This window comes from Exiguobacterium sp. JMULE1, from assembly GCF_013337175.1.
GTDB classification, from domain to species: Bacteria; Bacillota; Bacilli; order Exiguobacteriales; family Exiguobacteriaceae; genus Exiguobacterium_A; species Exiguobacterium_A indicum.
On the sequence record NZ_SGWC01000002.1, the window covers coordinates 134,388 to 146,526 of the forward strand.

Consider the following 12,139-nt stretch of genomic DNA (forward strand, 5'->3'; position numbering starts at 1 on the left):
TACATTGAAAACGTTTACAAAATCGACACATCTTCTTTATACTGACAACGTAGCGGTACGGGGAACTGCTAAGAAACAAACAGAGACGGGAAGGACGTCGTAAAAATGAAACAACAGACAGAGTTGAATCGGGGACTGGAAGAACGTCATATTACACTGATGTCGCTGGGGGCGGCAATCGGTGTCGGACTCTTCCTAGGGTCAGCAAAAGCGATCCAATTAGCAGGACCAGGGATCTTACTTGGTTATCTGATTGGTGGTGTCATCATTTTCATTATCATGCGAGCACTTGGGGAGCTTGCAGTGCGGGAGCCGGTGGCTGGTAGTTTTGCGGAGTATGCCCGGAAGTATGTCAGTCCATTAGCTGGCTTTTTAACAGGTTGGAATTATTGGTTACTCTGGATTTTTACGTGTATGGCGGAAATCACAGCAGTCGGTATTTACATGAAAGTATGGTTCCCGGATTCTCAGGGGTGGGTATGGGCACTAGCAGCACTTGTCTTGATGACGAGCATCAACTTCATTGCTGTTAAATTTTATGGTGAATTCGAATTTTGGTTTGCGTTGATTAAAATCGTCGCGATCGTCGCCATGATCATCTTAGGGACCTTGACGATTGTCATTGGTCTTGGAAACGGCGGCACACCGGTTGGGATTTCGAACCTGTGGTCACATGGTGGATTCTTACCAAACGGATTCGGTGGAGTACTTCTTGCCATGCAGATGGTCATGTTTGCGTTCTTAGGAATTGAAGTGATTGGGGTCACAGCAGGGGAAGCGAAGAATCCGAAGAAAACGATTCGAAAAGCCGTCAATAACGTCTTCCTTCGGATCTTAGTATTCTATATCGGAGCGCTCTTCGTCATTTTATCGATTTATCCGTGGGATCAAGTCGGTGCGAACAATAGTAGTCCGTTCGTATTACTATTTCAATCGCTCGGTATTGAGTCAGCAGCCGGCATCATCAACTTTGTTGTCTTAACGGCAGCACTCTCGTCATGTAACTCCGGTATCTTCTCGACAGCCCGGATGATGATGAACTTATCCGAGAACAGTGAAGCGCCACGTCGTTTCTCGAAAATCTCGAAAAACGGTGTACCGGCTCTAGCGACGATTCTTTCAGGTGTCGCCTTACTCGTCGGTGTCGCTTTGAACTACTTCTTACCGGAAGACGTCTTTGCAATCGTAACGAGTATCGCGACGTTCGGAGCTGTCTGGACGTGGGCAATGATTCTGATTGCACAAATGCGGGCGCGGAAGGTACATGGTTCAGCAGAATTCGCTGTTCCATTCTTCCCGATTGCGAACTATATTGCCCTTGCGGCACTTGCTGGTGTCATCGTCTTGATGGCATTTGACGCAAGTACGCGAATCGCTTTGGTCGTTGGACCACTGTGGTACGCGATTTTGATTGCTGTCTATTATGCACGGGGAATGCATAAGGAGACACGTCAGTCGACGCGTCGAGCATCAGGAGAATAAACGGATAGACAAGATTAATTGGAAGCAAGATATGAGATGATCTCGATAAACTGAGTCTGGTAAATACTAGACTCAGTTTTTCATTCAAACAAATTTTGAAAGCGCTTCATAAATAAGTTGACGTCATTCTAATTCCGTCGTATTCTAATAGGGAAAAGAATAAACCATTCAGGATTGTTACTGCAAAAGCAGGCAAAACCTAAATTGATATCTGTTGCGTGTTGCGGCGATGGATATGAATTTAGGTTTTTTCTTTTCAATTCGATGCTCAAGGGTGGAGGTGAGAGATTCCATGCAAATCGTGAAAGTGTTTAATAATAACGTGGTGGCGATTGAATCGAATGGGCAGGAACACGTCGTCATGGGGCGAGGAATCGCGTTTCAAAAACGAATGGGTGATGTGATTGACGAATCACGGATTGAAAAAATCTTTACGCTCGAGAGTAAAGAGAGCCGAGAACGATTTATCGACTTTTTAAATGAGATGCCGCAAGCTGAAATCGAAACAGTCAAGGAAATCGTTAAGATGGCAGAAGCGAAGCTCAACAAATCGCTCCATGACACGATTTACGTAACGCTAGCCGACCACATTCATTATGCGCTATCACGATATGCGGAGGGAATTGTGATTCGAAACCCGCTCGTCTGGGAAGTGAAACGATTTTATGGTCCGGAATTTGCTGCTGGAAAAGAGGCAGTTCGACTCATCAATGACCGGCATGAAGTTCACTTGGAAGAAGAAGAAGCGGTCTCGATCGCCTTGCACCTCGTCAATGCATCGATGTCTGGTGTCAAAGGCGAGAGCCTGCATATCGTTACTGAAATGACGAAGGCGACACAGGCGATCATGACGATCATCACATACCATTTCCAGGTGGAACTGGATGAGGAATCTCATGCGTACGCTCGTTTTTTAACGCATCTGAAGTTTTTTGTACAACGAATCGTCTCAAAGACAAAACTGAAAGTTGGAGGAGACGAGGAGTTGTATGAAATGGTCAAATCACGTTATCCACTCGCATTTGATTGTGTCGAGAAAATTGCTAATCTGATCACTGGGAAGTATGACTATGAAGTCTCGAAGGATGAGCGTTTGTACTTGATGATTCACATTGAAAATCTCATGAAACAAAATCGATCCTAAGGATGGTTACCGCATCGACGGGCCAAACCTAAATGATTGCAGGTGTTTTTCCACTTGCCGTCGTTTAGGTTTTTTTATTCCAAAAATATGAATGGAGTGAGTCAAATGGGCAAATATCAAGCTCTTGCACAAGATATCGTGCGCTTGGTTGGTGGCGAAGACAACGTCAAAACCGTCTTTCACTGTGCGACACGTTTACGCTTCAAATTGAAGGACGAACAACAGGCAGATGCTGAAGCGTTAAAACAAGTCGATGGCATCATTACCGTCGTAAAAAGTGGTGGTCAGTTCCAGGTTGTCATCGGTAATCATGTCGGTGAAGTCTATAACGAACTAAACGGGATTGGTCAGGAAACTTCGGAAGAAACAGAAAAAACGAGTCTGTTCAATCGCTTCATCGACACGATTGCTGGTATCTTCACACCAATTCTCGGTCCGATGGCAGGAAGCGGACTGCTAAAAGGCTTGCTTGCAATCCTTGTAGCGACGGGACTGTTGACGCCGACGATGGGGACGTACATCGTTTTAAATGCAACAGCGGACGCCTTATTTTACTTCCTCCCGGTCGTCCTTGGTCACTCGGCGGCGAAAAAATTCGGTGGTAACCCATATATCGGGATGATCATTGGGGGAGCACTAGTTTACCCGTCGATTGTCGCTTTGCAGGCTTCTGGTGATGGCTTAACGTTCTTGACGATTCCAGTCGTCCTCATGAGTTACGCATCGTCTGTTATTCCAATCATCTTGGCAACATTCGTTTCATCAAAACTTGAAAAATTCTTTAATCGTCATTCGCATGAAGCGGTCAAAAACTTCACGACACCGATGCTCGTCATCATGTTGGTTGTCCCACTAACTTTCCTTGCAATTGGTCCACTTGCAACGTATGCCAGCCAAGGACTGGCAGCTGGCTACTCGTTCATCTATAACTTGAGTCCAGTAATAGCGATTGCTTTCATCGGTGCGTTTTGGCAAATCTTCGTCATGTTCGGTCTGCACTGGGGACTCGTACCGATCATCATCAATAACTTGTCTGTCAATGGATTTGATACCATCACAGTTGGTGTATTGATGGCAACCTTCGGTCAAGTGGGTGCAGTTTTCGCGATCACGATGCGGGCGAAGGATCCAAAAATCAAAGGATTGGGTACTTCTTCGACGATTGCCGGTATCTTCGGTATTACGGAACCCGCGATGTACGGTTTGACATTACCGCGTAAAAAGCCATTCATCTTCGGTGTCGTTGGTGGTGCTGTAGGCGGATTAGTAGGCGGTGCGCTGGGAACAGCTTCCTACGCACTCGGTGGACTTGGGATTTTCGGAGTACCGGTCATGATTCCGCAAGACGGTATCAACCTCTCGTTCTGGGGTGCACTGATCGGACTAGCTGTTGCTACAGTAGTCTCGTTCGGATTGACATATTTCTTTGCACGTGACAAGCAACAAGTCACGGAAGAAGTACCGACAATCAGTGAACAAGTAGGTTTACCAGTACTTGCACCGGTCAAAGGACAAATTATTTCGTTGGATGAAGTGAACGATACCGTGTTTTCGAGCGGTGCGATGGGAAAAGGACTCGCGATCATTCCGGATGAAGGTGTTGTCTATGCCCCATTTGACGGAGAAGTCGTGACCGTCTATCCATCAAAACATGCGATTGGTTTACGATCTGACACTGGTGTTGAGATTTTAGTTCATATTGGTCTTGATACGGTTCAGTTGAATGGTCAGTATTTTGAATCGCTTGTCGACAATGGTCAGTCGATCCGAGTTGGAGATCCATTGATTCGTTTTAATATTGAACAAATCAAACAAGCGGGTTACGACATCATAACGCCGGTTATCGTCACAAATACAGCAAATTACCTGGATGTTTTACCGACGTACCAAGGGACAGTCGAACCGTCGCGTGATGTTTTACGCGTCTTAGTCTAAACCAAATTAGAGGAGGAATTTTTCATGAAACAGATCAAATCCGATTTTTTATGGGGCGGCGCAACTGCAGCCAATCAATTAGAGGGTGCGTATGCGACAGATGGAAAGGGATTATCGATTGCTGATGTCATGCCGGGCGGAAAGCACCGAATGAACGTCATTCACGATCCGCAGTTTGATTTTGAATTGAAAGAAGAATACACGTATCCGAATCATGACGGAATTAATTTTTACCATCACTACAAAGAAGACATCGCTTTGTTCGCTGAAATGGGCTTTAAGACATACCGGATGTCGATTGCTTGGAGTCGCATCTTCCCGAACGGAGATGAGACAGAACCGAATGAAGCAGGACTGCAGTTTTACGATAATGTTTTTGACGAGTTGTTGAAAAACGGCATCGAGCCGCTCGTGACGATTTCGCATTACGAATTGCCGCTCCATCTCGCAAAAGAATACGGCGGCTGGCGTGATCGTCGACTCGTAACGTTCTTCGAGCGATACAGTCGAGTATTGTTTGAACGCTATCAAGGGAAAGTTAAGTACTGGTTGACGTTCAATGAAATCAATGGTGCCCAGTTCATGCCGATGCTTAGTCTTGGGATGGCAATGCGTGAAGATGAAAATATGCTGCAGTCAACATATCAAGGGTTACATCATCAATTCGTCGCGAGCAGCCTAGCGACGAAAGCGGCTCGCGAAATCGATCCGTCGATGCAAATTGGCTGTATGCTGATCGCTGCACCGGTATATGCGTACAGTTCAAATCCAGTCGATGTTCAGTTTGCGCTCGAGGCAGAACGGATGATGAACTATTTCTGCGGGGACGTCCATGTCCGTGGGGCTTATCCGGCATTTGCCGACCGCTTCTTCGCAGAAAACGGAATCGAGTTGGTGATCGAAGACGGTGATCTTGATCTGTTACGCGACTATACGGTCGATTTCTTCTCGCTTAGTTATTATATGTCGCGGACGGAAAAAGCAGAAAAAGATGGAGATGAAGCTGGCGGAAATATCATGAGCGGGGTCAAAAATCCGTATCTGAAAGCGAGTGATTGGGGCTGGGAAATCGATCCGGATGGTTTACGTATTATCTTAAATAAACTGTATGATCGTTACCAGATTCCGCTGTTCATCGTCGAAAATGGACTCGGTGCTTACGACGAAGTGGAGCCAGATGGTGCGATTCATGATTCCTACCGGATTGCGTATCTCGAAGGACATTTGAAAGCCATGATGGAGGCGATTCAAGATGGCGTTGAGATGATGGGGTATACGAGCTGGGGTTGTATTGATCTTGTTAGTGCGTCGACTGGTGAATACAGTAAACGATATGGTTTCATCTATGTTGATAAACACGATGATGGTTCGGGAACACTTGCCCGATCACGAAAAGATTCATTCTATTGGTACAAAGAGGTTATTGCTACGAATGGTGCTGCATTGAAGCAGACTTCCGTCTCAAAATAAAAAGATGAAGCCCTGAAAACAGACTAGAAGCGTCTGCTTTTAGGGCTTTAATATGTATTGTGGAAATGAATTTAAATGAATCAATACCTTTGTTATCGATCTCAATAATTATTTGGATTCTGATCTATTAATCAGGGGATTCATAAAGTACGGTTTCGTTTTGTTTTAACGATAGATTTGCTACACTTACGGCAGAACCATACAGGAGGTCATACGAGATGAAAACGATTCATGTAGACGAGTTACAAGAGCGATTAGAGGCAGGCGAAGCGTTACACGTCGTTGACGTCCGAGAGCAGGATGAATACGATGCAGGACATATTCCGAACGTCCGCTTCCTTCCGATGTCTGAGATCGGCGAACGCTATACAGAATTGCAAGAAGGCGAAACTTACTTCTTGATCTGTAAAGCGGGCGCACGGAGTGAAAATGTCGGTCGTTTCCTCGAACAATATGGATACGACATCGTCAACGTCGAAGGCGGCATGATGAACTGGAAAGGCGATCAAGAAGCCTGAAGCTCTGTCATACGAATAAATGTATATGGCGAAAATAAAGATGCCATAGGTATTAATACGTTTTTGAAGATCCTTTACTTTTGCAGTATGTTACTACTGAAAGTGAAGGATTTTTATTTTATCAAAAATCTTCAATACCAATCAGAACGAATCACAGCCTCTTCAACCACCAGTGCGAATCATTCAGAAATCCTCTTTTCTAAGAAAAGCTCATTAAAGAATGATAGAAACGAAGTATATCGTAAGGATGTGCGTTATAAAAATACAAATTTAGTTTAGAAATTCTAAGTTCGAATGTATAGAGGAGGATATTATGAAGAACAAAATAATCTTATATTCATCCCCATACTTATCGTAATAGGTGGAACTATACTTTATTATGTCATGGATTATCTAAAGCCTATACCGCATAGTCTGTCTCAAGAAACCATCGAAAAATCAGACTTTTTAAAGAAACAAAAAGCCGTTGTATATTTCTCGACGACATCAGATCAAGATGTAGGAGGGGATGGTCTTGGATTAACTGTATTTATAGATCGTAAAAATCAGGCTAAATCATTTTCGTCTAAAGGATTAGAATTAAATAATTTAGCTGTCTCTTCTCAAAACGATCTTTTACTAGTGGATTCGGAAAAGATGAGATTAATTGGTTCTTCGTACAAAGAATTTGATCTAAAGAAACCGCAATATATGGGAGAACAAACGGGATACATTCCAAAAAAACAACTATTTTTCTCGCTTTTCAACACAGGGTTTGATAAACAGAATCAATACACCTATACACTTAGTTATGGTAATAAATCAGGATTTAAAGAGACAACTATTCCGTTCTATATAAATGCGACAGGAATTGGTCAAGATCGGATTTTATTACTGACTACCCAAAGTGTTCAAGAAGAAAATTCACCGATGATGATTCAAGACGTTACTTTTTCTTCAGGAAAAATGAAGCTAGCTGCTCAAGCCGAACTGAAGATTGAAGGCAAAAATGAAATTGAAGCATTCTCTTCTATTTTGAGTGATGCAGACTATTACTACGTCGTGTTAAAAGTTAGTGAAAGCGAACATGAAGAAAACAGTAAACTGGTCATGCAACGAATTGATAAGAACTCAGATGAACAAAAAACATTTTTGATGGATTCGTATAAAAAAGAGAAAGATTCAACTTCTTCGATTCCGTATAATATTAAAAATTCCTCCCATTTATATAAAGGGATCATTTATTATATCGATGGGAATGGAACTATAATGACGTTTGATACAAAAACAACTAAAATCAACAAAAAGTTTAAATTGGAGCAGGTCGATAAAGAAGGAAAGAAACATCATGAAGAGAGTTTCTTTAATGGCAACTCCTTATTTATGTTGCGATACGATCCAAAAAGTGCTGAAAAATATTTGATTGAAACCTATTCTCTCTCAAGCGGCAAAAAAGTTACTGAAAGTAGAATTAAAGGATTAGCTGAAATTTTGAATTCTACTCAAACACACGATGTGTTTTCATATGATTTTCGTATGTTGAATTGATGAGTTCTCTTCTTTTAAACGTTCAATAATAGTTAGATAATACGAATGTGATCAACTGAACGATACCTCTGAAGAAGATTCCTTTAAAAAAGGAATTTTCTTCTTTTTTTTCTTTCCTGTGAAAAAATACACATTCTAACCGATAAACAAAGTAGAATAACGAGTCCTTGCACTCGGGAATGGAGTGACACATGGAACAAAAAATCAAACGCACGATGAGCATCAAACAAAAATTAATTCTGACATCGATTCTATTATTAGTAATTCCAGCGCTCGTGATCGGATTCGTCGCCTACAATCAGGCGAAACAATCGATGACGGAGCAAATTCTACAATCGGCACATGGTGGAGTCGATCGAATGAACGATGAGATTCAGAATATCATTGATCCGATGCGACGCGATGTCGCCTTTTTTGCGGACCGAATTGACGGGACGCTCTATCAAAAAGGAAAACAAAATGCAGCGTTGAAGGAAAAAATGACGGAATATCTCGACATGCATCCGCAAGCGGCGAACATCTATTTCGCGACGACAGAAGGGGATATGAACATTTTCCCGGAACAAGTCATGCCCGAGGATTATGACCCACGTGAGCGCTCGTGGTACCAATCGGCTGAAGCAGCCGGTGGAAAAGTCGTCATCACCGATCCATACGTCGATGCTGCCTCGAACAAGATGATGGTGACATTGTCACAAACGACCGGAAACGGAAGAGGTGTCGTGGCGATTGATGTCGATGTCGACCGCATCGCGGAAATCGCGAAAAAGATTAAAATTGGTAAAGAGGGTTATGTGACGATTCTCGATTCGAATAAGAAGTTCGTTACGCACCCGACGCTAAAACCAGGTGAAAAGGCAACAGGGAACTGGGTTGCGCCACTCTACGATGACCCAGCCGGACAATTTTCGTATGAATTCGAAAATGAAGGTAAACAGATGGACTTCATGACGAACGATTTAACGAAGTGGAAGGTTGCCGGAACCCTGTACGATCATGAAATCACCGATGCGACGTCGAGTATTCTGTGGACAACGCTCGCAGTCATCGGCGGAATGTTACTCGTCGCAGCCGTCTTCATCTACTTCATCCTTCGCTCGATTCTTCGCCCACTCGGTCATTTGACACGTGGAGCAGAACGGATTCAATCTGGTGATTTGACGGAACCTGTCATCGTTGAATCAAACGATGAAGTTGGACAGGTCGCACAAAGCTTTAACGTCATGGTCGACTCACTCCGTTCAATCATCATCAATCTCGATCAGTCAATCACACAAGTGGCCGGTTCGTCACAGGAATTAATGGCGAACTCTGCTCAGACGACGTCCGCATCGGAACAAATCGCGGGATCGATTCAACAGGTCGCAGCAGGAGCGGATCAATCGAAGCGTCAACTCGATGCGAACGCCGTCTCGCTCCAGTCGATTACAGCTGGCATCATGCGAATTGCTGAGAGCTCAACGGACGTCTCAGAGCTATCACGTTCAACGGCTACAGAAGCTGAGAACGGAACAGTTGCTGTACTGCAGAACGTCCAGCAGATGAAAGAAATCGATGCCTCTGTTCAAAACTTTGGTGGTGTCATCAGTTCACTCGCACATCGTTCAAATGAGATCGGAAAAATCGTCGATGTCATCAATGGCATTGCCGAACAAACGAACTTGTTAGCACTGAACGCGGCGATTGAAGCGGCACGCGCGGGCGAAAACGGAAAAGGCTTTGCCGTTGTCGCAAGCGAAGTACGAAAACTGGCAGAGCAGTCACAGGATTCAACGAAGCAGATTGCGCAGCTCATTCAAAACATCAAGCAGGAGACGGATCAATCGGTTACGATGATGAAGGAAGTCTCGGGACAGACGAAAGCTGGCTTGTCGACGACAGAAGCATCGGCAGAGCGATTCCAGAAGATTCTCGAACGGACGCAAGAGATGACACCACGAATCGAAGACGTGACGGCAACTGTCGAGGAAATCGCAGCGAACGTTCAAGAAGTGTCAGCATCGGCGACAGAAATCGCTCATATCGCGCAAGAGAATTCGTCGGCGTCGAAACAAGTCGCAGCGACGACGGAAGAACAGTTGAGTGCGATGGAAGAAATTTCGCAATCCGCTAAAGCATTATCCGATATGGCGGAAGAGCTACAGGTACTCGTTGCCCGTTTCCGTGTTTAAGCCATCGATTAAAAAAAGCAAGGAAGCTAGTCTTCCTTGCTTTTTTTGTCTGTCACCATTCTGTGACGAACTGAACAAATAGCTTGGAATCCTTGTGAATCCGGGCTTGAGATGGTACTAAATCGGGAATTTAATAAATATCTAAACACTTCGAAGGAGGTGGGTGCGATGAAGCAGTTACGCAAGATGAGAGAGTGGAGTGAAGCGGGGCTTTTGGACGAAGCAACCGTCAAACGAATCATCGATTATGAGAACAATCGTAAGGAAAAGCAACGTCTACCGCTCTTGTTGATTGTAGGGGGTACGTTCGTCGTATTGGCTGTGTTCAGCTTTTTAGCCGCTAACTGGCAAGTCATGCCGGTCGGATGGAAAATCGGACTTGTCGTAGCACTCATGTGGAGTTGTTACGTCATGGCGGATCTTTCGGAACGTCGGAGTATGTTGCATCCGATTGTCTTCCGAATCGGTGGAATCCTAGCGTTTGGCGCCTCGATTCTCGTCGTTGTTCAAAGTTTCCACTTGCCGATGGAAGGATCATTACTCGGATGGTGTGTGTTTGTCGCCGCGTTAGCGCACTATGTGCTTTGGCGTCATGAAGCATACGGTGTCGTCGCCTTCCTTTCCGGATGGACGATCTTTACGAGTCTCGGTGGTTTTGGTCAGGAGCAGGCGAGTTATCTCGACTGGACATCGTTCGGTCTGATGGTCGTGCTGTCGTTCAGTTGGTTTTACTTCAGCCAACGTCTGCCATCGCTTTTGTTTAGCTGGCTGTTTCTCTTCTTCAGTGGTCTCTCCTTGTTTCTCCTTGTATCATATGACGGATTCCTGTGGCCGGTCTGGACGCTATTTTTACTCGTTCCCGTTCTCTGGCTTGTTCGTGAGGAGTCCAATCGTCGGATCGTCGAAATGATCTATCTGGTCGTTGCTGCCATCAGTTCGATCGTCTATCTGTCTGTACGTGCGGAATCAAATGCCGCATTACCATCTATGACAGAAGCGATTCTGCTAGCTATCGTATCCATTGGGTTAGGAATTTTCCTCTATCAAAAACGTCGCTCCTTATTGTTTATCGTTCCGCTTGGATTCGTTGGAGTCCTGTGGCTTGATGAACAGGCCATTCTACTCGCCATCCTCGTTGAACTATCCGCGCTACTGTATCTGTTGTATCAAGAACGTCGTCATGCGATCATCTGGCCAGCCTTCCTCTATTTCATTCTCGTTCAAATCGCGATATACGTCATCTATGCGTGGGATCGGTTGAACATGTCCTTATTTTTCCTCATCGGTGCGCTGCTCATCTTCCTATTGTCGGGTATCTTATGGTGGTTACGCCGTAGAGGAGGTGTGGCGTCATGAAACGCTATCTCATGCCCGTATTGCAGACGTGCGTCGTCGGTCTGTTGATTGTCAGCTTTTTTGCGACCTCCTGGTTCGGAACATCGTACCGTTTTCGGGCAGAACCGTTTGATCCGTTTGATCCCGTTTACGGCGAATACGTGATGCTGCAGTATCCGGATTTAAAACCAGGTCCGACGATTCAAAATGGACGTGTCTATGTCAGCTTCAAGACCGATGCTTCTGGTTATGCTCAAATCGACCGGATTTCGAATGAACGATTTTTCGGAAGTGTTGCTGGCGACTATTACGATCAATACGTGTCGATTCCACAATTGACGCAGTATTATGTCGAACAGGGAAGCGGAAAACAATATGAAAAAGCAAAAGCACTGGAAGTCCGTGCGGATGTGTCACCATGGGGAACGATCCGGACGACGAATTTAAAAATTTCTGAGTAAAAAACCTTGCGTCAGGAATGAAACGGTTGTACTATTAATTTAAATTTTCAGACAACTAAATCTGCATGCGTAGACGGGAAGAGTAAAGTGATCAGA

At 44.5% G+C, this 12,139-nt stretch carries 9 protein-coding genes; all 9 read left to right on the top strand.

Annotated features, from left to right (window positions below):
* Positions 1-105: 105 nt before the first annotated feature.
* Positions 106-1,482, top strand: a complete 1,377-nt coding sequence (locus tag EXW93_RS00995; RefSeq protein ID WP_058265466.1) for an amino acid permease — start codon at positions 106-108, stop codon at positions 1,480-1,482.
* A 292-nt stretch (positions 1,483-1,774) separates the two neighbouring features.
* On the top strand, positions 1,775-2,626 hold the full coding sequence (gene licT, locus EXW93_RS01000) for a BglG family transcription antiterminator LicT (protein WP_174315909.1): 852 nt from the start codon (positions 1,775-1,777) through the stop codon (positions 2,624-2,626).
* A 105-nt stretch (positions 2,627-2,731) separates the two neighbouring features.
* The gene (locus EXW93_RS01005; RefSeq protein WP_174315910.1) at positions 2,732-4,561 is read left to right on the top strand and encodes a beta-glucoside-specific PTS transporter subunit IIABC; all 1,830 of its coding nucleotides are present in this window, start codon (positions 2,732-2,734) and stop codon (positions 4,559-4,561) included.
* A 24-nt stretch (positions 4,562-4,585) separates the two neighbouring features.
* Complete coding sequence (locus EXW93_RS01010) at positions 4,586-6,031, top strand: glycoside hydrolase family 1 protein (protein WP_174315911.1); 1,446 nt, start codon at positions 4,586-4,588, stop codon at positions 6,029-6,031.
* Positions 6,032-6,249: 218 nt separating this feature from the next.
* Complete coding sequence (locus EXW93_RS01015; RefSeq protein ID WP_174315912.1) at positions 6,250-6,549, top strand: rhodanese-like domain-containing protein; 300 nt, start codon at positions 6,250-6,252, stop codon at positions 6,547-6,549.
* A gap of 294 nt (positions 6,550-6,843) precedes the next feature.
* The gene (locus tag EXW93_RS01020; RefSeq protein WP_174315913.1) at positions 6,844-8,076 is read left to right on the top strand and encodes a hypothetical protein; all 1,233 of its coding nucleotides are present in this window, start codon (positions 6,844-6,846) and stop codon (positions 8,074-8,076) included.
* Positions 8,077-8,267: 191 nt separating this feature from the next.
* The gene (locus EXW93_RS01025; protein WP_035399193.1) at positions 8,268-10,247 is read left to right on the top strand and encodes a methyl-accepting chemotaxis protein; all 1,980 of its coding nucleotides are present in this window, start codon (positions 8,268-8,270) and stop codon (positions 10,245-10,247) included.
* A gap of 168 nt (positions 10,248-10,415) precedes the next feature.
* Complete coding sequence (locus EXW93_RS01030; RefSeq protein WP_174315914.1) at positions 10,416-11,603, top strand: DUF2157 domain-containing protein; 1,188 nt, start codon at positions 10,416-10,418, stop codon at positions 11,601-11,603.
* A complete protein-coding gene (locus EXW93_RS01035) occupies positions 11,600-12,043 on the top strand; it encodes a GDYXXLXY domain-containing protein (protein ID WP_023466766.1) in 444 nt (147 codons plus the stop codon). Before EXW93_RS01030 ends, EXW93_RS01035 begins: the two co-directional genes overlap by 4 nt.
* Positions 12,044-12,139: the final 96 nt, after the last annotated feature.

Excerpts from the sequence above, each read along its gene's own strand:
- EXW93_RS00995 (WP_058265466.1), top strand. The coding sequence starts at position 106 with ATGAAACAACAGACAGAGTTGAATCGGGGACTGGAAGAACGTCATATT.
- EXW93_RS01005 (WP_174315910.1), top strand. The coding sequence starts at position 2,732 with ATGGGCAAATATCAAGCTCTTGCACAAGATATCGTGCGCTTGGTTGGT.
- EXW93_RS01030 (WP_174315914.1), top strand. The coding sequence starts at position 10,416 with ATGAAGCAGTTACGCAAGATGAGAGAGTGGAGTGAAGCGGGGCTTTTG.
- EXW93_RS01015 (WP_174315912.1), top strand. The coding sequence starts at position 6,250 with ATGAAAACGATTCATGTAGACGAGTTACAAGAGCGATTAGAGGCAGGC.
- EXW93_RS01025 (WP_035399193.1), top strand. The coding sequence starts at position 8,268 with ATGGAACAAAAAATCAAACGCACGATGAGCATCAAACAAAAATTAATT.
- licT (WP_174315909.1), top strand. The coding sequence starts at position 1,775 with ATGCAAATCGTGAAAGTGTTTAATAATAACGTGGTGGCGATTGAATCG.
- EXW93_RS01010 (WP_174315911.1), top strand. The coding sequence starts at position 4,586 with ATGAAACAGATCAAATCCGATTTTTTATGGGGCGGCGCAACTGCAGCC.
- EXW93_RS01035 (WP_023466766.1), top strand. The coding sequence starts at position 11,600 with ATGAAACGCTATCTCATGCCCGTATTGCAGACGTGCGTCGTCGGTCTG.
- EXW93_RS01020 (WP_174315913.1), top strand. The coding sequence starts at position 6,844 with ATGTATAGAGGAGGATATTATGAAGAACAAAATAATCTTATATTCATC.